This window comes from Clostridioides sp. ZZV15-6383, assembly GCF_020657735.1.
Taxonomy (GTDB): domain Bacteria; phylum Bacillota; class Clostridia; order Peptostreptococcales; family Peptostreptococcaceae; genus Clostridioides; species Clostridioides difficile_D.
Genome location: NZ_JAGWCV010000004.1, coordinates 17,939 through 43,107, shown reverse-complemented (window position 1 = coordinate 43,107; position 25,169 = coordinate 17,939). Strand labels below are relative to the sequence as shown.

Below are 25,169 nucleotides of genomic sequence, written 5' to 3'. Positions count from 1 at the left end.
CTCCATTAATTTCTCAAGAAGTATATAGTATCAAGTTCTATATCTTTTATAGCTTCAACTATATCCTTTTTATTAACTTTTTCTATACTAGATATTATATCTTCTACTTCAGAATTTGTCTTTGCCATAGACTGAGAGAAAGAAAAATCAGACATACCACCTATATTATCAGTTATAGATTTCATAGAATTAACTAAAGCAAGTTTGCTATTTTCTAATTCTTCATCAGATATATCACCTGCTTTTACACTTTCTACTTGTTTTTTTATCAATTCCACAGCTTTATCATAATCTTTAGTTTCTATACCAGATGATATAAACATGATACTCTTATACTTCTCTATTGAAGAGAATATATAGTAACATAAACTTTCTTTTTCTCTTACATTCACAAATAATTTGGAGTGTGGTCCACCACCTAAGACATTGCTTCCAACTACAAGAGCATAATATCTATCTGTATCTGCATAATCCACATTTGCTCTATAACCCATGACTAACTTACCTTGAGTTATTTCCATTTGTTCATCTATAACTTTTACTTCATCTACATTTTTTATAAAATCTGCTCTTGGTATATCTATAATATCTTCTCTTTCAAACTTTAGATTCCTACTAATTATATCTACAACTTTATCTTCATCAAAATTACCTTCTACAACTATATTTATTGGTGATGTTTTAAGTATATTTTTGTAATGTTCATATAAATCTTTTGCAGTTATACTATCTATTTCATCTTCATAACCAAATTCACTTACACTATACCTTTCACCTTTACACATAGCCTCAATACATTTATCTTGTGCATACTCTTTTTTATCATTTATTATTGATTGTATCTTCTCTCTTAAATTTTCTTTTTCAATATTTAAATATTCTTCTTTAAATCCACCATCTACAACAAGAGTGTTATTTATTACTTCATTAAAAAATTCTACTACTTCTTCAAATATACTCTCATCTAAATATTTTTCACTTATGTTAATTATTTTAAAACTCAATACTTGACGTTCTCCACGTTTTATAGCATCAGCTCCCATAGATGAACCATATAAATCATCTAATTTATTTGATATTGCTCTAGCACTAGGATATTTCTCACTTCCACTTGCTATTATTGATGGTATTAAAGCATTTTTTGTAGTTTCTTTTTCATCCAGTAATCTCTGAACATATAAGCTTATGAGATTGGATTTAAATTTTTCTGTTTTTATCAAAGTAAGATCAATATTATTACCTAAATTTATTATTTTTTTAGTATTAACCATATGTACCTCCTATTTTTATTTAAACATCAATTTTTAAATTGAAATTTATTTATTTTTTAATTGCATATACTCACATATAAAAACCTTCTATTTAATTATATCCTTTTTATTATTTTCTAAAAGCAATATTTTTATTTAAATTAAATATAAAGATTATTTAAATAAATATGCTTTAAAGTCTAGTTTACAAGCTTGATGTATATGATGTATAATCAATATGTATGTCTATAATTAAAACAATTTTGCAATCCTATAGATTGATTGTTTAAGGTTATATAAAGAATATAAAAAAGAATAAGAGAGAGGACGATTAATATGAAATTAGGTATAGTTGGTTTACCAAATGTAGGTAAAAGCACACTATTTAACGCAATAACTCAAGCAGGTGCAGAATCTGCAAATTACCCTTTTTGTACAATAGACCCAAATGTCGGAGTTGTATCTGTTCCAGATGAAAGACTAAACAAACTACAAGAATTATATAATTCTGAAAAAATAGTTCCTACTGCTATAGAATTTTGTGACATAGCTGGTTTAGTTAGAGGTGCTTCTAAAGGAGAAGGATTAGGAAATAAATTTTTATCACATATAAGAGAAGTTGATGCAATAGTGCATGTTGTTAGATGCTTTGAAGATGAAAATGTTGTACATGTAGATGGTTCTGTAGACCCACTTCGTGATATAGAAACTATAAACTTAGAATTAATTTTTTCTGATATAGAGATTCTTGAAAGAAGAATTCATAAAACTCAAAAGGCTGCTAAAGCTGATAAAACTTTAGCTTCTGAACTTGATTTATTAAAATCAATTATGTCTACTTTAGAAGAAAGTAAGTGTGTAAGAACTATGCAATTTACAGAAGATGAACAAGTATTCGTAAATTCATTGGATTTGCTTACATCTAAGCCTGTAATATATGCTTCAAATGTATCAGAAGATGATTTAGCTGATAATGGAGAAAATAATAAATATGTTCAACAAGTTAAAGCATTTGTAGAAACAGAAGATGCTGAAGTTATTGTTGTATGTGCACAAATAGAGGCAGAAATTTCTGAACTTGATTCTGCTGAAGAAAAGAAAGAATTTTTAGAGACATTAGGTCTTGAACAGTCAGGGCTTGATAAACTTATAAAATCATCTTATGCTTTACTTGGTTTAATTTCATTCTTAACTGCTGGTCCAAAAGAAGTTAGAGCATGGACTATAAAAGTTGGAAGTAAGGCACCTCAAGCAGGAGGAAAGATACATTCTGATATAGAAAGAGGATTTATCAGAGCTGAAACAATAGCTTTTGATGATTTAGTTGAGCATGGTACTATGGCTGCTGCTAAAGAAAAAGGATTAGTTAAACTGGAAGGTAAAGAATACATAGTTAAAGATGGAGATGTAATATTATTTAGATTTAATGTTTAAAATGATTAATTGTATACACTTTAACTATTGTAAGTATTATAAGTAAAAGATTAAGGTTACAATAATGTAATATTATCTTATAATAATTGTATAAAATTTATATCAAAAGGAGAGTTATTTCAAATGATTTGTATAAATTATAATAAAAAGCTCTCTCTTTGATATAATAAAATTACTTATACATATATAAAATTTAAATTTATAAATTATCTTTTCATTTTTTAAAACATGTATAGCACACCTATAGAAATTACTATTGTTACTATCGAAAGTATTTTGCTACAATCCCAAATACGTTTACCCCCAAAACATTCAAATGGATAAAAAGGTATACTATGTAATATTCTAATAATGATTTATGTTTTTATAATAGTATATTTTTATATAAAAAAAGTGAGCATTGATTAACAAGGTTCATTTTTTATAAATTTTTGTGCTATATTTTATAAAATTATTTAATTTTTTTCTTTGCCTTTAACATTATAATTATCTAATATTAATTTTTCATATTCTTCTATTGGCATTGGTCTAGCAAATATAACTCCTTTAACCTCATTATTTTTATAAACTGGTACAGAATATACATTAATATCATTATTAGTTTTTTTAGTACACTGACGCTTTGATTTGCTATTTCTGAAAGATATTGATTCGTTTCTTCACCTAATGTCTTATTTAACCTTGAACCATAAATCAAACAGGAAATTGTAATTACTAAGATACTTATGACAGCAATTATGGACAAACCATGCCTATTATTTTTTGCATCACTTAACATTATACTTCCTGCCTTTCTAGAACCTATATGTATAGAATTATTATCTTATGTCAATTATTGTAAGCATTTTATAATGATACTTATTTTTCCATATTTACTGTAATTATACAAAATTATAAACGTTATTACAATAATAAATTAATTAGTATGGATATTAGAATTTACATTATCGTACTATCAATTTTACAATAATTTCCATATAGAAAATAAAAATGTAATATCAAAATAAAATTTGATATTACATTCTTAGATGGTACCTTTTATTGAATTTTCATACTACATTTTACTTAAATATTCATTTGCAATTTCTTTATCATCAAAATGATGTTTAACTTTACCTATAATTTGATAAGTTTCATGTCCTTTACCTGTTATAATCACAACATCATCTTTTTTTGCCATACTTATAGCTTTTGCTATAGCCTGTTTTCTATCAACAACAACATAATAATTTTCTTTTTTCTTATCAATTCCTTCAAGAATATCTTCTATTATTGCTTCTGGTTCTTCAGTTCTTGGATTATCAGAAGTTATAATACATAAATCAGAATATTTTTGTCCAATAGCTCCCATTAAAGGTCTTTTTTCAGTATCTCTATCTCCACCACATCCAAATACAGAAATAATTTTCCCTTCTGCAAATTGTTGAGTTGTTTTCAATACATTTTCAAGTGCATCAGGAGTATGAGCATAGTCTACAATTACACTTATACCTTTATTATTTGGAACTGTTTCAAATCTTCCTGATACTCCATTAGAAAGCCTAAGACCTTCTTTATATACTGGCTTAGGTATACCAAGTACATAACAAGCAGCTATAACTGCTAAAGTATTATACACTGTAAACATTCCTGGAACTGGTATAAATATAACTTCTTCATATGAAGGTGTTATTAATCTGTAAGATACTCCATCTGAATCTGATTTTATATCTCTAGCCATAAAATCAGCTTTAGTATCAACACCATAAGTGTAACAAGGTACACTTATGTCTTTTATATTTTTGTATATCTTTTTTCCACCTTCATCATCTATATTTATTATATTTGCCATAGTAGTCTTAAAAAACAATTTCTCTTTGGCTTTTCTATAATCCTCTAAATCTTTATGAAAATCTAAATGGTCTGGCGTTAAGTTTGTAAATATGCCTAGTTTAAAGTCTGTTTCATCAACTCTATTTAATGCCAATGAGTGTGATGAAACTTCCATTGCACAGTAATCACATCCATTATCTAACATCTTATTAAAATGATATTGTAAATCTATACTTTCTGGAGTTGTTGAATTAGAAACAATGTCTTTTTCTCCATCAAAAATTTTTATAGTCCCTATAAGACCAACTTTATTTTTATTTAAAGTTAATATCTCATTTAATATAGTAGTTATACTAGTTTTTCCATTAGTACCTGTAACTCCTATAACATTAAATTTATGAGATGGATGATTGTAAAAATTATCAGCTATTTTTGCCATATCTTTCCTTGTATCTTTCACCTTTATAAATGTATATCCTTTTATTTCTACATCTTCTTCAACAATAAAGGCTCTTGCTCCCTTTTCTATGGCATCATTTATATACTTGTGACCATCTGATACAAACCCTTTTATACATATAAATAATGTACCTTCTGTAACCTTTCTTGAATCATATTGTACATTATTAATATCTATATTTAATTCGCCTTTGACATTGATTATATCCAACCCCTGTATAATATCATTTAATTTCATAAATGCTTTCCTCCCTTTAAACTCTTTCTGCTAAAATTACACTACATATAATATTATATTAAGAATTTTTTACTATGTGAATGGCTAAAAATGCTTGAAATATTGCAAAAAATGCTCTATAATTTTCTATAATATAACTCAAGAAAGGTATTCTATAAAAACTATGAATAATAAAATCGGGTACTTAAATGATAATTTTAAAATATTTAATATTAGAGACAAAAAAGATATAAAATTTGAATACCATAATCACGATTTTAATAAGATAATTATATTTATAACTGGAAATGTAACTTATTTTGTTGAAGGAATTCCTTATAAACTAAAGCCTTGGGATATACTTTTTATTAGTAATAATGAAATTCATAAACCAGTTATAGATTCAAATGTATTTTATGAAAGAATTGCAATATGGATTAGTCCAGAATTTATGAAAAAAAATAGTGATACTACTAGCGACTTAGAAAAATGTTTTAAAATAGCTACAGAAAATAAATGTAATAGATTGCGTTTAAATATACATGATATTGAATCTATCAAGATTTTTATTGAACAAATAAATATTACTGAATCTAACAATGAATTTGGAAATAAAATATTGAGAAATACATTATTTATACAGCTTATGATATTCTTAAACAAAATTTTCCTAAAAAATGAAAATATAGAATCAACAGAAGATGCTTTTTATGATGAAACTATTAAGAAAATATTAAACTATATAAATTCAAATATAGATAATAATCTTTCAATAGATAGTATATCATCTGAATTTTTTATAAGTAAGTACTATCTTATGAGAAAATTTAAATCTCATACTGGAACATCCATACACAATTATATAGTTCAAAAAAGATTAATTTTGGCAAAATCACTAATAATTAATGGTCATCTTATGAGTGAAGTTTGTAGTAAATGTGGATTCAATGACTATTCTAGTTTTGTAAGGGCATTTAAAAAATACTATGGTGTATCTCCTAAAAACTATATAAACAATAAAAGTCCTTTAGACATTGCCCTTTTAGATGAATAAATAATTTATTTTAAATTTTACTTGGATAAAAACTTGAGGTATTAGTATATTTACCTTGCTAATACCTCAAATTTACTAATATTTCAAAATATATTAAAGCATAAATTTATATATTTTTTTCACTTAAAGTATATTTTATTAACTAAATCTGTTTATACTAGATGGCAAGCAACAAAATGACTTCTTGATATTTCTTTTAAAACTGGAACTTCTATTTTACATATTTCTTTGCAATAAGGGCATCTTGTATGAAACTTACATCCACTTGGTGGATTAGTTGGAGATGGTATATCTCCTTTTAATATAATTCTATTTTTCTTAAGTGTAGGGTCTTGTACTGGCACTGCACTCATAAGTGCTTTTGTATATGGATGTTGAGAATTTAAGTAAAGTTCTTCTTTCGTTGCAATTTCTATTATAGAACCTAGATACATAACACAAACTCTATGTGCAATATGATTTACTACACTCAAATCATGAGATATAAATAAATATGAAAGTTTATATTTATCCTGTAAATCCATAAGTAAATTTATAATTTGAGATTGAATAGAAACATCTAGTGCAGAAACAGGTTCATCACAAACTATAAATTCTGGATTTAATGCTAATGCTCTTGCTATGCCTATTCTCTGTCTTTGACCTCCAGAAAATTCGCCTGGTTTTCTATTTAAATGATACTTAGAAAGACCACAATTTTCTACAACATTTAATATATTATCTTTTATCTCATTTTTGGGTACTAAATTATGTTCTATAACTGCCTCAGATATTATTTGCTCTACATTTAATCTTGGATTTAATGAGCTATATGGGTCTTGAAATATCATTTGCATTTTTGGTCTTAATTTTCTAAGTTGTTCCTTCTCTAAATTATATATATCTATACCATTGAATTCAACCTTACCTTCAGTTTTTTCAATTAATCTAAGAATTGTTCTTCCTGCAGTTGATTTTCCACATCCTGATTCTCCAACTATAGCCAAAGTTTCTCCTTTTTTTAAATCAAAAGAAACTCCATCTACTGCTTTTACACATTTAACTTCTTTATTAAATAATCCAGATTTAACCTCAAAATACTTTTTAAGACCTTCTACTTTTAATAAACTTTCTTCTTTTTTCACTTATATCTCCTCCTTTTTATATAACCAACATGCTATACTATGACCATTATTCAATTCTATTAAAGGAGGTGTCTGAGTTCTACATTTATCACATACTTTTTCACATCTATCACTAAAGTAACATGAATCTGGTATTCCAATTGGATTTGGTACTTGCCCTGGAATTGAATACAATCTTTTTTCTTTGTTTTCTCCAAGAGTAGGCTTTGACTTTAAAAGCCCAATAGTATAAGGATGTTTTGGATTTTTAAATAATTCAACAACCTCTGCTACTTCTATAATTTTGCCTGCATACATTACTATTACTTTGTCACACATTTCTGCAATAACTCCCAAATCATGTGTAATCATCATTATAGATGTGTTTAATTTTTCTTTTATATTTTTCATTATATCTAGAACCTGAGCTTGAATTGTAACATCTAAAGCTGTTGTTGGTTCATCAGCTATAAGTAATTTGGGATTACATGATAAGGCCATAGCTATCATTATTCTCTGTCTCATACCACCTGATAACTCATGTGGATATGAATTGTATATTTCTTCAGCTCTTGGTATTTCTACCAATTTTATCATATCTATTACTTTTTTTTTAGCTTCTTCTTTTGATAAATCTTGATGTAGCATAATACCTTCAATGATTTGATTTCCAACTGTAAATGCTGGATTTAGAGATGTCATTGGCTCTTGAAAAATCATTGATATTTCATTTCCTCTTATTCCCATAAGTTCATTTTCATTCATCTTTAAAATGTCTTTACCTTGAAATATTATTTCTCCACCTTCTATTTTTGATGTTGGAAGTAACTTCATCAAAGACATAGCTGTTACAGATTTACCACATCCTGATTCTCCAACTATTCCAATAGTCTCACCTTCATTTATATTAAAACTTACTCCATTTACACTCTTTACAATCCCTTTATCTGTATGAAAATAAACTTTTAAATCTTTAATCTCAATTAGTGTTTTATTCATTATTTTCTCCTCTCAGCAAAATTGCTTAAAATAACATACACTTTTTGATTGTATTTTATAAAAATTTAAATTACAACATTTTCTTACATTTTATTATTTTTTTCTATTAATTAAAATAGTATAATAGTTAATTTCTATATATATTGATTTAATAATGATTATTATTATACAATGAAAAATGTGCGTCAAATATTATTTTATGGAGGTTTTATAAGAATATGAAATTTAAAAAATTGGCATCATTAATCTTAGTTTCAGCATTAATGCTTACATTCACAGCTTGTAGTTCTAATGATAAAGACAAGTCTAGTGGAGGTAAATCTGGCGGAACGGTTGTAATTCCTATGGCAAGTGACCCTGATATAATAAATGGAGCTTTTGCAAATGTTAAAGAAGATTCTCTTGCATCAAATATAGTTTATGCTCCTCTTTATACTTATGAAAAAGGTAATTTAGTAAATTATTTAGCAGAAAAAGTAGATTTTAAAGATAGCAAGGAGTTAACTATAAAATTAAAACCTGACTTGAAGTGGCATGATGGAAAACCAATAACTGCTGAAGATATTTTATTTACATTTAATACAGTTTTAGATGAAAAACAAAATTCACCATCAAGACAATACCTATTAGTTGGTGAAAAGCCAGTTAAAGTAGAAAAAATTGATGATTTAACAGTTAAAATTACTTTACCAACTGCAAGTGAATCCTTCTTGTATGGTATCTCTAAGATTTCTCCAATACCTAAACATGTATTTGAAGGAGAATCAAACATAGCTAAGTCAGAAAAAAACAATAATCCAGTTGGTTCTGGTGCATTCAAATTCAAAGAATGGAAAAAAGGTGAAAGCATAGTATTTGAAAAAAATACGGATTATTTTGGTGGAGAACCTAAGGCAGACTCTATAGCACTAAAAATAATACCTAATGAAGCATCTCAAGAAGCAGCTTTAAATAATGGTGAAATTTCACTTATGAAGACATCTGCTGAAGGATATGAAAAAGCAAAATCAAATTCTAACTTACAAACTTATACTTATAGTGAAGAAAGATTAAACTATATTGTATTTAACCAAAATATAGCAAACATGGCTAATAAAGAAGTAAGACAAGCCTTATCATATGCCTTAAATAGAAATGAAATGATAGAATCAGCATATGGAAAAGAAGGTTCTGTACCTGCCAAGTCTATATTAGTTCCAGAAGCAGACTTCTATACAGAAGAAGGTGTTGAAGGATATGACCAAGATACAGATAAAGCTAAAGACTTATTGGCTAAAAGTGGTGTTAAAATTGATAAATTAAAAATAGGTTATAACACAGGTAGATTTGGACATAAAAACTATGCTTTAGTCGCTCAACAAGAGTTGAAAAAAATTGGTATAGAAGCTGAAATAGTTCCTTATGAAAGTAAAGCTTTCTTTAATATATTATTTAGTAATAGCACTGAATGTGATATGTATGTAAATGGTTATGCTTGGGGATTAGAACCAAACCCATATAGAGGTATGTTTGAAACTGGTCAATATTGTAACCAAACTAAATATTCTAATGCTGAGATAGATGCTTTATGGGAAAAAGGATTTACTGAATTAGACAAAGAAAAACGTAAAGAAATATACAAACAAATACAACAAGATATATCTAAAGATGCACCTATTTACACTATAGATTATGAACAGAATTTAATGACAGCTCAAAAAAATCTAAAGGGAATAAAAGATGCTAAGCCATCTCCTGCAATATTATTTGAAGACTGGTCTAAATTATATATAGAATAATTGTTGTAAAATTTTATATTATTAATTAGAAAAGGAGATGTCTAAAAATAATATTGTTTTATTATTTTAAAATGAGACATCTCCTTTAATTAGGAGAATTTATCTATGTTAAAATTAATATTGAATAGAGTAAAAGTTTTAATACCTATGTTAATCTTAATATCTATATTATCATTTGGACTTTTAGAATTAGCTCCTGGTGACCCAGCAGATGCATATATAAACCCTTTAATGTCTGCGCAAGATATTGAAAATATAAGAGTTAACATGGGTCTTGATAAACCAGTACACATAAGATACTTGAGCTGGTTAAAAAATACTTTAAGTGGAAATCTAGGTGTTTCTTATATAAACCATATGCCTGTTACAGAACAAATTATGGAAAAAATGGGAAATACATTTATTCTTATGGGAACTTCTTTAGCATTTTCAATATTAGTAGCTATACCTCTTGGAATATTTTTAGCTGTAAATAAAAATTCAATAACTAGTAAAATATCATCTATGTTTAATTATATAGGTGTTTCTATTCCTTCTTTTTGGATAGGTATGATACTCATTTCAATTTTTTCAGTTAAATTTAACATTTTTCCATCAGGAGGTATGCATACTATTGGAAATGATAGTCTTGGAGATTTAGTAAAACATTTAGTCTTACCTGTAATAACTCTTGGATTATATAATACTGCTATTTTTACAAATTATGTAGAAGCTAGTGTAAGTGAGCAATTAAAAAAACAGTATGTTGTTACAGCAAGAGCAAAAGGATTATCAGAAAAAGTCATACTATTTAAACATGTCTTGAAAAATTCATTGACATCATTGGTTACAATTCTTGGTATGAGTATACAAAAATTAGTTACTGGTGCATTCGTCACAGAAGTCGTTTTCTCTTGGCCAGGTATGGGCAGATTAATGATTGATTCAATTTTTTCAAGAGATTATACTGTAATTATGGCAATAACTATGTTATCAGCACTCTTTTTAATTTTAGGTAATTTAGTTGCTGATATACTATACTTATTAATTGACCCTAAAATTAAATCTAGCAAGGGAGGATTCTAATTGTGTTTACAAATATCTTAAAAGAGTTAAAAAAAGACAAATCCTTTGCTTTTGCATGTATTACTCTTAGTGTAATAGTATTACTAATTATAGCCTCTTTTATATTAAATATAGACTCTAATGCAATTGACACTACTTCTAAACTTCAAGAACCTAGTTTGAAACATATTTTTGGTACAGATGAACTTGGGAGAGATTACTTCTCTAGAGCTCTTTATGGTGGGAGAATTTCACTTAGTGTTGGTATTTTATCAATGCTTATTTCTGTAGTATTTGGTACTGCTGTAGGTGTTATTAGTGGCTACATTGGTGGTAGACTAGACCAGTTCTTGATGAGACTAGTAGATATGCTTATGAGTATCCCAAGCTTCTTAGTTTTAATTGTATTAAATACTTATCTGACACCTAAAGTTTCAACTATTATACTAATTATTGGATTTTTGAGCTGGATGGAAGTTTCAAGAATTGTACGTGGAGAAACCTTAAAAATAAAGGAAAATGAGTACTGTCTAGCTGCTAAAGCTACTGGTATTAAAACTAGAAATATACTATTAAGACACATAGTTTTAAACTTAAAAGAGACTATTGTAGTTGCTGGCTCATTAAATATTGCTAATGCTATCTTAACTGAATCTGCTCTTAGTTTTTTAGGTCTTGGAATACAATTACCTCTTGCATCATGGGGTAATATGCTTCAAGATGCTCAAAGACATATTTTTGACAAGTTATATTTAGCTGTATTTCCAGGTCTACTTATATTTTTAACAGTTATGAGTTTTACTATAATAAGCAAAAAGTTTTCTAGTAATACTTAATAAATCTTATATAGAAAATAAAAACAGTGCATATCTATAGATACTCACTGTTTTTATTTTTCGTTTTTAAAAAAATACATTTTGTATATTATAATTTTTAATACTAATCTAGCATGTTATGTAAAATCTATTATTATTATCAAATATGTAAATAAAAACTAATAGTTTATTATAATTAAAATAAATTTATTTTCTTTGTTATTTTAATAACATTCTTAAGAATTCTTTTTACTAAAAAAATCTATAATAAATTTAAATACATGTTGGTCCACATGGCTATAACGTTCTTTTTTAGGCCTGCATAGTACAACTTTCCATGTAATAGGATGATTAAATGGTTTTTCTATAATTTTACTATTTTCAAAAAAATCATGGACTGGTGATGGTAAAATGGTTATAAAATCAGAATTTGTAGTTGATAGCAATAAAAAATCCCATGAACCAGACATAATATACCTTTTTAACTTGACATTTTCATCAGTAAACTTTTGCATTAGCTTATGATGTATCATAAAAGTAGGGTTAAATATTGCAAGTAACTGCTCATTTAAATCATTCCAATCTATCTTATCTTTTTTAGCAAGTGGATGATTCACATTTAAGAATGCCGTAAGTTCATCTTCTTGAAGAATATGTTCAGTCACCACACTTTTATCAATTTTATGTGGATGTAATAGGACTGCATAATCTAATTCCTGTAAGATAAGCATTCTACTTAAATCATACGCTCCCTTCTCTACTATATCAAATTCTATATCAGGATTATTTGCAACTAACTGTGCTACTACATCTGAAAAAGCTATTCCAAGTATAAGTGGTGGGATTCCTATTCTAACTTTTCCTTTAAACTGAACTGAATCTTCTCTTAAATCTTCCATCATATTTTTGTATTCATCTATAATATGCTCTGCATTTGCATAAAATCTTTCTCCTGCTGGTGTTAACCCATTTAACCTGCCTTTATACCTCTCAAATAAATATACATCTTCACTCTCTTCAAAATTTTTTATAATTTGACTTAGTGCTGGTTGAGATATATGAAGTGTCTTAGATGCTATTGATAGATTAAATCCAGATTTCACTATTTCAACAAAATATTTCAACTGTTTTATGTCCATTTTAAACCCCCTTCCCCAAAAGTATATTTTAGATTATATTTTTTCTTATAATAATATTTTATAGGAAAATCAACATAATTTCATTAATATTTTAACAAAATATTTTTTTAAAAATACTCCAAATTTTTATCCTATAAATTTTTCTTATACACTATATAAAAAATTAGACTTAGACAAAACGCTTTTTTCGCAGTAATCTATAATTAGAAACAGGAAAACCTAAAGCATTAGGAATAAAAATAATTGAAATACTTAAAAACAAGCTTGTATTAAAAGTAATTTATTATAGTGTTCCCTAATCGTTTTATTCAGAAAATTTTTAATTATCATTCAAGAAAGGTAACTATTAGACATGAGAGATGTAGTAATCGTATCAGCAGTAAGAACTCCTATAGGAAGTTTTGGAGGAGTATTTAAAAATACTTCTGCTGTCCAACTTGGGACTATCACCGTTAAAGAAGCGATATCACGTGTAGGACTTAATTTATCTGAAATAGATGAAGTAATAATTGGAAATGTACTTCAAGCAGGACTTGGACAGAATGTTGCTAGACAAATTGCTATAAATGCAGGTATACCAAATTCTGTCCCAAGTTATACAGTAAATAAACTGTGTGGCTCAGGGCTTAAAAGTGTTCAGCTAGCTGCTCAATCAATCACATCTGGTGAAAATGATATAGTCATTGCAGGTGGTACAGAAAATATGAGCCAAGCTCCTTATATCGTTCCAACTGCTCGTTTTGGTAGTAAAATGGGCGACATAACCATGGTAGATAGTATGCTAACAGATGGTCTTATTGATGCTTTCAATCAATATCACATGGGAATAACTGCAGAAAATATTGCCACTAAATTTGAATTTACTAGAGAAATGCAAGATAAACTAGCACTAGAAAGTCAAACTAAAGCTGAGAAAGCTATAAAAGCTAATCGTTTTAAAGAGGAAATCGTTCCAGTAGATGTTTTAATACGCCGTGGAAAAATGGAAACTATTGATACAGATGAATATCCTAAATTAGGTATGACATTTGAAGGCTTATCTAAACTTAAACCTGCATTCAAAAAAGATGGAACTGTGACAGCTGGAAATGCATCAGGTATTAATGATGGGGCAGCTATGTTGATACTAATGAGCCAACAAAAAGCAGACGAACTAGGAATTATACCACTTGCTAAAATAAAATCATATGCATCAGCTGGTGTTGAGCCTGAACTAATGGGTACTGGTCCAATTCCTGCAACTAGAAAAGCATTAGAAAAAGCTGGACTTAATATCAATGATATAGACTTAATAGAAGCAAATGAAGCATTTGCTGCTCAAGCACTAGTTGTTAAAAATGAACTTCAAATAGATTCATCAAAGTTAAATGTCAATGGTGGTGCAATAGCATTAGGACATCCAATAGGGGCAAGTGGTGCTAGAGTACTTGTTACCCTAATTTATGAAATGCAAAAACGTAAAGCTGAAACTGGCCTTGCAACACTTTGTATTGGTGGTGGTCAAGGAATATCAATGGTAGTTTCACGATAGGAGGAAATATGAATAAAATAGTTAGTATTGATGAAGCTCTATCTCAAGTAAAAGATGGAGATACAATAATGGTTGGTGGATTCATGGCCAATGGTTCACCAGAAAATTTAATTGATTATTTATGCAGTAAAAATACAAAAGATTTGACACTAATTTGTAATGATACTGGCTTTATTGACAAAGGTGTTGGAAAGATGGTTGTAAATAAGCAATTCAAAAAGATAATTGCTTCTCACATAGGATTAAATAAAGAAACTGGAAGACAAATGAACAACAATGAAACAGATGTTGAATTAGTTCCTCAAGGTACTCTTGCTGAACAAATCCGTGCAGCTGGTTATGGTTTGGGAGGGATACTAACACCTACTGGTATTGGTACTCTTGTTGAAGAAGGAAAGCAAAAGATTGTTGTTGATGATAAAGAATACCTTCTTGAAAAACCAATTCATGCGGATGTTGCTCTTCTATTTGCATCAAAGGTTGATAAAGCTGGTAACCTAGTTTATAAGGGTTCTATGAACAATTTTAATAATTTAATGGCTTCAGCTGCCAAGATTACAATAGTTGAAGCAGACGAAATAGTTGAAATTGGTGATATTGACCCAAATGAAGTTACTACACCAGGTATTTTTGTGAATTACATCGTTGAAGGAGGTAATTTATAATGGATAAATTAGAAATGCAAGAATATATTGCAAACAGAGTGTCTAAGGAATTAAAAGATGGAGCCGTTGTAAACCTTGGCATAGGTCTGCCAACCAAAGTAGCAAATTATATTCCAGATGATGTAAACGTTATCTTACAATCTGAAAATGGTTTTTTAGGTTTGGGAGCAGCTGAGGATGGAAACTTGAGTAATGAAACTATTGTAAATGCTGGTGGTCAACCAGTTACTATACTTCCTGGAGGGTGTTTCTTTGATAGTGCTACTTCTTTTGGGATAATCAGAGGAGGTCATGTTGACATAACTGTCCTTGGTGCACTTCAAGTTGATAAATATGGCAATATAGCAAATTATATGATTCCAGGTAAGATGGTTCCAGGTATGGGTGGAGCTATGGACCTAGTAACTGGAGCTAAAAAAGTTATTGTGGCAATGGAACATACTTCAAAAGGTTCAGCAAAAATATTAAACAATTGTACTCTCCCACTTACTGCAACAAATGCTGTAGATTTGATAGTTACTGAAATGGGAGTTATGGAAGTAACATCAGATGGAATTTTACTTAAAGAAATAAATCCTGCTTTCTCATTGGATGATGTTATTTCTGCTACTGAAGCACCTTTAATATTATCAGATTCATTAAATGGAAACATATCAGTTGTTTAAAATAATTAAAACTAGAAAATAAAAATGTATTAGATGTAAATTTGTATTACTTAAAATATTAATATAAAAATAAAATTGGAGTAAATGAAAATGATTAAAGACAAAGTTGTATTTGTAACAGGAGCTGCAAGTGGAATAGGTAAGAAAATAGCTGAATCATTCTTAAAAATTGGTGCTAAAGTAATGTTCTCTGATATAAATCAAGAAGCCTTAGATATAGCTACAACAGAGTTACAAAAAGAAGGTTATGATTGCATGAATGTAAAGTGTGATGTAACTAAAGAAGAAGAAATTAACCATGCTATAGACAAAACGGTTGAAAAGTATGGTAGATTAGATATATTAATAAATAATGCTGGACTTCAACACGTTTCTATGATAGAAAATTTCCCAACTGACAAATTTGAATTTATGATAAAAATAATGCTAACAGCACCTTTTATAGCTACTAAAAAAGCATTCCCTATAATGAAAAAACAAGGCTTTGGTCGTATAATAAATATGGCTTCAATCAATGGTGTAATAGGATTTGCTGGTAAAGCTGCTTATAACTCAGCAAAACATGGGCTTATAGGACTAACAAAGGTTGCTGCTCTTGAAGCTGCTGATTCTGGTATAACAGTTAATGCTTTATGCCCTGGATATGTAGATACTCCACTTGTCAGAGGTCAGTTTAATGACCTTGCAAAAACTCGTAATATACCATTAGAAAATGTCTTAGAAGAGGTTTTATACCCACTTGTGCCACAAAAACGTCTATTAGATGTCCAAGAAATTGCAGACTATGCTATGTTCTTAGCAAGTGATAAGGCTAAGGGTATTACAGGACAAGCTTGTCTACTAGATGGAGGATATACTGCACAATAGTTATTATATTTAGGGCTTGAAGAAATTATTCTTCAGGTCCTTCTAATAAGGAGGGATATTTATGAGTATTATCGCACCAATTGGTATAATTATTGGTATCATAGCTATTATATATTTTTCAGTTAAAGAAATTCATATAACTATAGCTGCTCCAATAGCAACTTTAATAGTTGTTCTATTAAATAAAATGGATGTTGTAACATCAATGCTAGGTGCTGACAAAAACAATTACATGGGTGCACTTGGAAACTATATAATGAGCTATTTTGCAATATTCTTATTAGGTTCAATACTTGCTAAGTTTATGGAAGAAAGTGGAGCTACTGTATCCATAGCTGATTTTATTTTAAATAAATTTGGCTCTAAACATCCTTATATAGTTTTAGTTGCTATATTTATAGTAAGTTTTATATTAACATATGGTGGTATAAGTTTATTTGTAGTTATGTTTGCAGTCATTCCACTTGCAAGAACTCTATTTAAAAAACTTGATATTTCTTGGAACCTTATTCAGATACCTCTTTGGCTTGGTATTGCAACAATTACTATGACTATAATGCCTGGAACACCAGCCATTCAAAATGTTATCCCTATTCAATATCTAAATACTTCTCTTACTGCAGCGACTATACCAAGTATCGCAGGTAGTATAGGTTGTGCCGTATTTGGACTTGTATACATGAAATATGCTTTAAATAAAAGCATTAGAAAAGGTGAAACTTATGCAACTTATACTTCAGAATTAGAAGAAGAATCTTTAGATAGAGAATTACCAGGGTTTCTTGCAAGTATTTTTCCTCTATTAGCACTTGTAATTATAGCTATAACTGGAAGTACTTTTGGCTCAGAATTTATGAAAAAAAATGTAATTTACATAGCTTTAATAGTTGCAATTCTTTTATCTGCCTTTTTATTCCGTAAATTTTTATCATCTAAGATACAGACATTGAGTATAGGTGCTAGTGGTTCTATAGGTCCTATATTTGCAACATCTTCTGCTGTTGCATTTGGGGCAGTGATAATGGCTGCACCAGGTTTTAATGTATTCAGCAAACTTATAATGTCAATACCAGGTAGTCCACTTATAAGTCTTACTGTTTTGACTTCAACAATGTCAGCAATAACAGGCTCATCTTCTGGTGCATTAGGAATAGTAATGCCAAATTTTGCAGATTATTATTTAAGTACTGGTCTTAATCCAGAGTTAATTCACCGTGTTGCTACAATAGCTTCAAATATACTACCTATGGTTCCACAAAGTGGTGTTTTTCTTACATTCTTAAGCTTATCTAAGTTAACACATAAAACTGGATTTAAAGAAACTTTTATTGTAGTTGCAGTTGGCTCATTAATAGCAGAAATCATTGTAATTACATTAGGGTTACTAATGTATTAACCTAAAACAAATTAGAATTTATTATATAAAAGGGAGTATCTCAAAATGAACTTTTTAGTTTATGAGGCACTCTTTTTTGTATGAAATTAAATATATTTTCATCATTTTAACAATGAAAAGGAGACTTATCTCTATTTTGAAACAGCCCTTTATTATTTCTTAAAGATTTGAATAATTATAATTTGTTACTAATGTTAAAGTATCTATTGAGTAAATTTCACTAACTATATAAAAAAATTTATCATAACTATAAATTCACATTATAGAATTACTATAAAAATATTATTTGCTGTAAAGAACTAATTCCATACTACACAGGTTTTTATACAAATTAACAAATACCCTGAAATATACCTATTTATTCCATGTATATATTTTTTACATATCTTTACAGTAAAAAAATGCTTGATCTTATGTTAGTATAGATTCACGGGTACCCCCTACACTAAAGGTTACAATTTAGTAACATTTTTAGAATTTTTAGACTGAGAGGTGTTTGATAATGAGAAAAAATATACCAACAAAATTAAAAACTATATTAGCTTTAGGAGTGTTAACCTTAGCAACAGCTTCCAGTGCTGTTACTGCAAGTGCTTCATCACTTGAAAACAATGTAAATATAAGTAATAAAAGTTTAGTATACAGTAATACTAAGTACAAATTTTCTGCAAAACCAAATTGTTCTGTAAAACCAGAACTTAAGCCTGATAACAATAAGCCAGAGTCTAATAAACCTGATGACAACAATAATTCAGGCTCTACAAATGAAAATTTTTCAGCTTACCAAAAAGAAGTTGTTGATTTAGTAAATATAGAAAGATCTAAAGCTGGATTAAATCCTCTTACTCTTGATTCTTCTATATCAAATGTTGCTACAAAGAAATCTCAAGATATGATTGATAACAATTACTTTTCACACAATTCTCCAACTTATGGTTCTCCATTTGATATGTTGAAAAAGTTTGGGATAAGCTATAAAACAGCTGGTGAAAATATAGCTATGGCTCAAAAGACTCCAAAAGAAGTTGTAAACGCATGGATGAATTCTGAAGGTCACAGAAAAAATATAATGAATCCAAATTTCAGTAAAATAGGTGTTGGAGTAGCACAAAAAAGTGGTGGTTCAATTTATTGGACACAAATTTTTGTAGGATAAAATACTCTTTTTCCATACATATCAAAAGAGTATCTCTAAATGATAAAAAAATCACAAATGAGATACTCTTTTGTATCTATATTCAAAATTATTAAATCCAAGTATACGTACTATAAATATTATTTAATAGTATATCCTTTAAAAATCACTTATAAAAAAATCAAAACTTCCTTTAGGTGTTACTAAACTTCTTTCTAAAATTAAAATTAATGCTTTTAATTTACGTTTTTTTCTTCTTTATCCCAAGTGAAAATACCTAGGTCAAGTAAAAAAGATACTTAACAGGTAAAAACAAAACCTTAATATCTTCATAAAGAATGAGGCTGTCTCAAAATAGAGATAAGTCTCTTTTTCATTGTTGAAATGATTAAAATATATTTCATTTAATACGAAAAGAGTGCCTCATGAACTAAAAAGCTCACTTTGAGACACTCTCTTTTTATCAATTTTATATAAGCATCATAATACTTTTAATATTATTCAGCTAATTTTTTGTATCCTTCATATCTTTCTTTAGCATCAGCTTCAGCTTTAGCAAATAATCCATCAGCTTCTTCTGGGAATTGTTTAGCTATAGCAGAGTATCTTACTTGTGCAAGTATGAAATCTCTGAAGCTTGCAGTTGGTTCTTTAGAATCTAAAGTGAATGGGTTTTTACCTTCAGCTTTTGCTTCTGGATTGAATCTATATAAATGCCAGTATCCGCAAGCAACAGCTTGTGCTTCATTAGCTACAGTTCTTCCCATACCCTCTTTTAATCCATGGTTTATACATGGAGCATAAGCTATTATTAAAGATGGTCCATCATGTTTTTCAGCTTCTAGAACGGCTTTGATAAATTGGTTTTTATCAGCACCCATAGCAACTTGAGCTACATATACGTTTCCATATGTCATAGCCATCATTCCTAAATCTTTCTTTCTAGATTTTTTACCTGCTGCAGCAAACTTAGCCATAGCAGCAGCTGGAGTAGCTTTAGAAGCTTGACCTCCTGTATTTGAATATACTTCTGTATCAAATACAAGTACATTTACATTTTCACCAGATGCAAGAACATGGTCTAATCCACCATAACCGATATCATATGCCCAACCGTCTCCACCTAGTATCCATTGAGATCTCTTAACTAGATAATCTTTTCTATCCTTTATAGCTTCTACTAACTCTTTAGCTTTTGCATCTGTGCAATCACAAGATGGTTTTTCTAATAATTCAACAACTTTAGCACTTGCTACTTTAGAAGCTTCTCCATCATTTCTAGAATCTAACCACTCTGTAAACACTGCTTTAGCGTCTTCACAGATATCCATAGAAACTAACTCTGTCATAGCATCTACTATTTTATTTCTTATTTGCTTAACAGCTGTGTACATACCAAATCCATATTCAGCATTATCTTCAAATAAAGAGTTTGCCCAAGATGGACCTTTACCTTCATGGTTACAAGTATAAGGAATTGAAGGTGCAGAAGCTCCCCATATAGAAGAACATCCAGTAGCATTAGCTATCATCATTCTATCTCCATATAATTGTGTAACTACTTTAATATATGCAGTTTCTCCACATCCAGCACATGCTCCTGAGAATTCCATTAATGGCTGTCTAAATTGACTTCCTTTAACAGTGTTTGCTGGCATAACATCACCTTTTGGAGCTACTTCATCAGGATTTACTGCAAATGCCCAATTATCTAACTCTGTATCAAGTTGAGTATCTATTGGCTTCATAACTAAAGCTTTTTCTTTAGCTGGACATATGTCAGCACAGTTTCCACATCCTGTACAGTCAAGTGGACTAACTTGAATTCTATATTTTAATCCTTCTAATCCTTTACCTAATGCTTTTTTAGCTTCAAATCCTTCTGGAGCATTAGCTAATTCATCTTCAGTAACTAATACTGGTCTTATACATGCATGAGGACATATAAAAGAACATTGGTTACATTGGATACAGTTATCTATTATCCATTCAGGAACATCAACAGCTATACCACGTTTTTCATAAGCTGCAGTACCACAAGGGAATGTTCCATCTTCTATACCATTGAATGTACTTACTGGTAAGTTGTTTCCTTCTTGTGCAGTCATTGGTCTTAGTATATTTTTTATAAATTCTGGTTCTTTAACTTCATTTTTATCTGCATCAACAGCATTTGCCCAAGAAGCTGGAACTTCAACTTTAACTAAAGCATTTATTCCTGCATCAACAGCAGCATAGTTCATATTAACTATTTTTTCACCTTTTTTACCATAAGCTTTAACTATAGAATCTTTTAAGTATTTAACAGCATCTTCTTCTGGTATTATTTCAGCTAATTTAAAGAATGCAGATTGCATTATCATGTTTATTCTATTTCCAAGACCTATTTCTTGTCCTAGTTTAACAGCATTAACTGTATAGAATTTTATATCATTTTTAGCTATATATTGTTTCATATGAGCTGGTAAGTTTTCTTCAAGTCCTGCTTGGTCCCATATAGTGTTAAGTACAAATGTACCACCTTTTTTAAGACCTTTTAATAAATCATATTGATAAACATATGATTGTTTATGACAGGCAATATAGTCAGCTTCATCTATTAAATAAGTTGCTCTTATTGGAGTATCACCAAATCTTAAGTGAGACATAGTTATACCACCAGATTTTTTAGAATCATAATCAAAGTAAGCTTGAGCATATTTTTCAGTGTGGTCACCGATTATCTTGATAGCTTGTTTGTTAGCTCCAACAGTACCGTCAGAACCTAATCCCCAGAACTTACATCTTATAGTTCCTTTAGAAGCTATTTTAATTGGTTCAGATGGAGTTAAAGAAGTGTTAGTTACATCATCAACTATACTTACTGTAAATCCATTTTTAGGTTGTTCTGAAACTAAGTTATCAAAAACAGTTTTTATATCTGAAGGAGTAGTGTCTTTTGAACCTAATCCGTATCTTCCACCTATTATCATAGGAGCATTTTCTTTTCCATAGAATACATCACGTACATCTAAGTATAATGGTTCACCAGTTGAACCTGGTTCTTTAGTTCTATCAAGTACACATATTCTTTCAACAGTAGATGGCATAACATCTAAGAAATGTTTCATTGAGAATGGTCTATATAAATGAACTTTAACTAAACCATATTTTTCTCCCTTAGAATTTAAGTAATCTATAGTTTCTTCTATTGTTTCTGTTACAGAACCCATAGCAACTAATACATATTTAGCATCTTCTGCTCCATAGTAATCAAATAAACTATGTTTTCTACCTGTTAAATTACTCATTTTTTCCATATATTTTTCAACTATACCTACTATATTTTGATAGTATTTATTAGAAGCTTCTCTAGTTTGGAAATATATATCTGGGTTTTGAGCAGTACCACGAGCAACTGGATGATTTGGAGATAAAGCATTATCTCTAAATGCTTGAACTGCTTCAAAGTTTAATAAACTTGCATAATCTTCATTTTCTAATAATTCTACTTTTTGTATTTCATGTGAAGTTCTGAATCCATCAAAGAAATGTATAAATGGTAATCTACCTTCTATTGCAGCTAAATGCGCAACAGGTGCTATATCAGCTACTTCTTGAACTGAACCAGAAGCTAATAATACACATCCAGTTTGTCTAGCAGCCATAACGTCTTGATGGTCACCAAATATTGATAAAGCTTGAGATGCTAAAGCACGAGCACTTACATGGAATACTCCTGGTAATAACTCTCCTGCAACTTTATACATGTTAGGTATCATTAATAATAAACCTTGAGATGCTGTAAAAGTAGAAGTTAAAGCTCCTCCTTGTAAAGAACCATGGAATGCTCCTGATGCTCCTGCTTCTGATTGCATTTCAACAACATTAACTGTTTGTCCAAATATATTTTTTCTTCCTTGTGATGCCCACTCATCAACTACTTCAGCCATAGTTGAAGATGGTGTGATTGGATATATAGCTGCTACATCTGTAAACGCATAAGCAACGTGAGCTGCAGCTGTATTTCCATCAAGTGTTTTCATAAACTTAGCCATAATATGTATCCTCCTTGATAGCTACAATTGTACTTGTTTATAACAAGTCTATTTTTTTATATTTACATATAATTTACACAACAAAAATATAAACACACATATAGTCGCGCAAATACTCTATCTTCTAATATAATACTACAGATTAGATAAAATTCCTTTGAAAATTGTAAATTAATTACATATTTAAGTAGATTTTTTTTAAAATTAAATATGTTAAGTTTTTTTCATAATTTTGTATACAATATATAATAAATTAAGTTAGATTTTTCAAACTTTTTTATCTATTTGTATATATTGATATAAAAAATAGAATAGTTATCTTTATTATATGTAAATTTATATATATATAATTTTACCATATTACATCATATTTTTGTAAGTTTTTATTATATTTTTCATAATACCCCTTTATTTTATAAATTAATCTAATAGATTAAATTTATCATATAGAAATTTATTACATTTAAAAAATATGCTAGCAAATAGAATATCCACTAGCATAAATTTCATTTATAATATTAATCAACTATTAATTCTACTAAATCTCCATTTTTAACACCTGCTGCATTTCCTTCTTCCATGTCAACATGCATTTCTAGATTAAAGCTATCACTAGCTCTTACTAATACATTTTCAAATACTAATGCTCTTGGTCCAGATGTTTTAACTTTTACTATTTGCTTATCAGTTACACCAAATTTAGCAGCATCTTCATTGCTCATATGTATATGTCTAGAAGCAACTATAACTCCTTCTTTCATTTCAACTTCTCCAGCAGGCCCTACTAATTTAACACCTGGAGTCCCAGCTATATCACCAGATTCTTTTATTGGTGCTTTTACTCCTAATGGGAAACCATCTGCTAAAGATATTTCAACTTGAGTATGAGCTCTAGCTGGTCCTAATACTCTAACTCCTTTTAAAGTTCCTTTTGGTCCTACTAAATCCACTTTTTCTTCACAGGCATATTGTCCTGGTTGAGACAATGGTTTAAATTTAGTTAACTCATGACCTGCCCCAAATAATACGTCTATATCAGCTTGACTTAAATGAACATGTTTATTAGATAATGCTATTGGTAATTTCATTGAAATTCCCTCCTTCTAATTATTTTAAATTATTGCAATACAATTATACATAATATTACCTACAAAATCAAATTATATTGAATCAATATATATTTTTAAATTTTTATATATTATATCTTTAAATTCTTGATTATCCATATAAGGTATATTATCTGTATTATTTAAATATATATTGTGTAAAAGTTTAGTATTTATACTCTTAAAGAAAAAGTCCATAACAATCTGACCTCCTTTAAACTGTGAATCATAGGATTTACTACCTCCTACTGCAATATACATACCTATACGTTTCTTATTTCTATCAATTGAAGGCTTATTTAATACATATTTACTTGCATATATAGCTTGTGTTCTATCAACAACAGTCTTTAATTTAGCTGATATTGAATCAAAATGCACAGGGCTTATTACTATAGTCCCTTTTGACCCATCAAACATTTTATATAATGGTTTCATATCATCATTAAACTTACAATACCCTGTTTTTTCACAAAACCCACATGCAGTGCAATATTCAATATCCATATCGTATATATTAAATATTTTACAACTTAATCCACGCTCTTCTAGCATAGCTTTTATTTCAGTTGCTATAAAACTGCAATTTTTATTACTTCTTGGACTTCCATTTATTATCATAATCTCTGGACTTTTAAGTTCTTTTTTATCATTTGAATCCAT

20 protein-coding genes are annotated in these 25,169 nt (G+C 28.9%); 11 read left to right on the top strand and 9 right to left on the bottom strand.

The genetic code is table 11. From position 1 onward, the window contains the following. Window positions 1-5: 5 nt before the first annotated feature. Window positions 6-1,271, bottom strand: coding sequence for an EF-P 5-aminopentanol modification-associated protein YfmF (gene yfmF / locus KGF42_RS02775; protein WP_227822281.1), 1,266 nt, complete (start codon window positions 1,269-1,271; stop codon window positions 6-8). Between the two features lie 315 nt (window positions 1,272-1,586). Between yfmF and ychF the strand changes: the two genes are divergently transcribed. Further along, the gene (ychF, locus tag KGF42_RS02770) at window positions 1,587-2,684 is read left to right on the top strand and encodes a redox-regulated ATPase YchF (protein ID WP_227825661.1); all 1,098 of its coding nucleotides are present in this window, start codon (window positions 1,587-1,589) and stop codon (window positions 2,682-2,684) included. Between the two features lie 514 nt (window positions 2,685-3,198). Here the strand turns inward: ychF and KGF42_RS02765 are convergent. Then, window positions 3,199-3,462, bottom strand: coding sequence for a hypothetical protein (locus KGF42_RS02765; protein WP_227822280.1), 264 nt, complete (start codon window positions 3,460-3,462; stop codon window positions 3,199-3,201). Window positions 3,463-3,738: 276 nt separating this feature from the next. Beyond that, window positions 3,739-5,193, bottom strand: coding sequence for a UDP-N-acetylmuramoyl-L-alanyl-D-glutamate--2,6-diaminopimelate ligase (locus tag KGF42_RS02760; protein ID WP_227822279.1), 1,455 nt, complete (start codon window positions 5,191-5,193; stop codon window positions 3,739-3,741). A 163-nt stretch (window positions 5,194-5,356) separates the two neighbouring features. Here KGF42_RS02760 and KGF42_RS02755 point away from each other — a divergent pair, with 163 nt between their 5' ends. After that, window positions 5,357-6,226, top strand: coding sequence for an AraC family transcriptional regulator (locus KGF42_RS02755; protein ID WP_227825660.1), 870 nt, complete (start codon window positions 5,357-5,359; stop codon window positions 6,224-6,226). 152 nt (window positions 6,227-6,378) lie between these two features. On the opposite strand, the gene KGF42_RS02750 is transcribed toward KGF42_RS02755, so the two are convergent. Both KGF42_RS02750 and KGF42_RS02745 read right to left on the bottom strand, forming a co-directional pair. Further along, the gene (locus tag KGF42_RS02750) at window positions 6,379-7,350 is read right to left on the bottom strand and encodes a dipeptide ABC transporter ATP-binding protein (RefSeq protein ID WP_107595500.1); all 972 of its coding nucleotides are present in this window, start codon (window positions 7,348-7,350) and stop codon (window positions 6,379-6,381) included. Beyond that, window positions 7,351-8,328, bottom strand: a complete 978-nt coding sequence (locus tag KGF42_RS02745) for an ABC transporter ATP-binding protein (RefSeq protein WP_227822277.1) — start codon at window positions 8,326-8,328, stop codon at window positions 7,351-7,353. 218 nt (window positions 8,329-8,546) lie between these two features. On the opposite strand from KGF42_RS02745, the gene KGF42_RS02740 reads away from it, so the two are divergent. The 3 genes from KGF42_RS02740 (at window position 8,547) to KGF42_RS02730 (ending at window position 11,986) form a co-directional block, all read left to right on the top strand. Continuing rightward, complete coding sequence (locus tag KGF42_RS02740) at window positions 8,547-10,106, top strand: ABC transporter substrate-binding protein (RefSeq protein ID WP_227822276.1); 1,560 nt, start codon at window positions 8,547-8,549, stop codon at window positions 10,104-10,106. A 105-nt stretch (window positions 10,107-10,211) separates the two neighbouring features. Continuing rightward, window positions 10,212-11,171, top strand: coding sequence for an ABC transporter permease (locus tag KGF42_RS02735; RefSeq protein WP_227822275.1), 960 nt, complete (start codon window positions 10,212-10,214; stop codon window positions 11,169-11,171). A gap of 2 nt (window positions 11,172-11,173) precedes the next feature. Beyond that, entirely contained in the window at window positions 11,174-11,986 is an 813-nt protein-coding gene (locus tag KGF42_RS02730) for an ABC transporter permease (protein ID WP_054274646.1), read from the top strand. 215 nt (window positions 11,987-12,201) lie between these two features. On the opposite strand, the gene KGF42_RS02725 is transcribed toward KGF42_RS02730, so the two are convergent. Next, window positions 12,202-13,104: a LysR family transcriptional regulator gene (locus tag KGF42_RS02725; RefSeq protein ID WP_227822274.1), complete on the bottom strand. Its 903-nt coding sequence runs from the start codon at window positions 13,102-13,104 to the stop codon at window positions 12,202-12,204. Window positions 13,105-13,456: 352 nt separating this feature from the next. Here KGF42_RS02725 and KGF42_RS02720 point away from each other — a divergent pair, with 352 nt between their 5' ends. The 6 genes from KGF42_RS02720 (at window position 13,457) to KGF42_RS02695 (ending at window position 19,384) form a co-directional block, all read left to right on the top strand. Then, window positions 13,457-14,635: an acetyl-CoA C-acetyltransferase gene (locus KGF42_RS02720; RefSeq protein ID WP_227822273.1), complete on the top strand. Its 1,179-nt coding sequence runs from the start codon at window positions 13,457-13,459 to the stop codon at window positions 14,633-14,635. A gap of 8 nt (window positions 14,636-14,643) precedes the next feature. Further along, window positions 14,644-15,300, top strand: a complete 657-nt coding sequence (locus tag KGF42_RS02715) for a CoA transferase subunit A (protein WP_227822272.1) — start codon at window positions 14,644-14,646, stop codon at window positions 15,298-15,300. Further along, a complete protein-coding gene (locus KGF42_RS02710; protein WP_054274650.1) occupies window positions 15,300-15,965 on the top strand; it encodes a 3-oxoacid CoA-transferase subunit B in 666 nt (221 codons plus the stop codon). The genes KGF42_RS02715 and KGF42_RS02710 overlap by 1 nt, the downstream gene beginning before the upstream one ends. 90 nt (window positions 15,966-16,055) lie before the next feature. Continuing rightward, window positions 16,056-16,832 (top strand): 3-hydroxybutyrate dehydrogenase, encoded by a 777-nt coding sequence (locus tag KGF42_RS02705; RefSeq protein ID WP_227822270.1) that lies wholly within the window; start codon window positions 16,056-16,058, stop codon window positions 16,830-16,832. Window positions 16,833-16,893: 61 nt separating this feature from the next. Next, on the top strand, window positions 16,894-18,228 hold the full coding sequence (locus tag KGF42_RS02700) for a GntP family permease (RefSeq protein ID WP_227822269.1): 1,335 nt from the start codon (window positions 16,894-16,896) through the stop codon (window positions 18,226-18,228). Window positions 18,229-18,730: 502 nt separating this feature from the next. Then, window positions 18,731-19,384 (top strand): CAP domain-containing protein, encoded by a 654-nt coding sequence (locus tag KGF42_RS02695; RefSeq protein ID WP_227825659.1) that lies wholly within the window; start codon window positions 18,731-18,733, stop codon window positions 19,382-19,384. Between the two features lie 476 nt (window positions 19,385-19,860). On the opposite strand, the gene nifJ is transcribed toward KGF42_RS02695, so the two are convergent. The 3 genes from nifJ to KGF42_RS02680 form a co-directional block, all read right to left on the bottom strand. After that, on the bottom strand, window positions 19,861-23,400 hold the full coding sequence (nifJ, locus tag KGF42_RS02690) for a pyruvate:ferredoxin (flavodoxin) oxidoreductase (protein ID WP_227822267.1): 3,540 nt from the start codon (window positions 23,398-23,400) through the stop codon (window positions 19,861-19,863). Window positions 23,401-23,918: 518 nt separating this feature from the next. Next, window positions 23,919-24,488, bottom strand: a complete 570-nt coding sequence (gene pduL, locus KGF42_RS02685) for a phosphate propanoyltransferase (RefSeq protein ID WP_003416023.1) — start codon at window positions 24,486-24,488, stop codon at window positions 23,919-23,921. A 72-nt stretch (window positions 24,489-24,560) separates the two neighbouring features. Further along, window positions 24,561-25,169 carry a flavodoxin family protein gene (locus KGF42_RS02680; protein WP_227822266.1) on the bottom strand — a complete coding sequence of 203 codons (609 nt, stop codon included), beginning with the start codon at window positions 25,167-25,169 and terminating at the stop codon, window positions 24,561-24,563.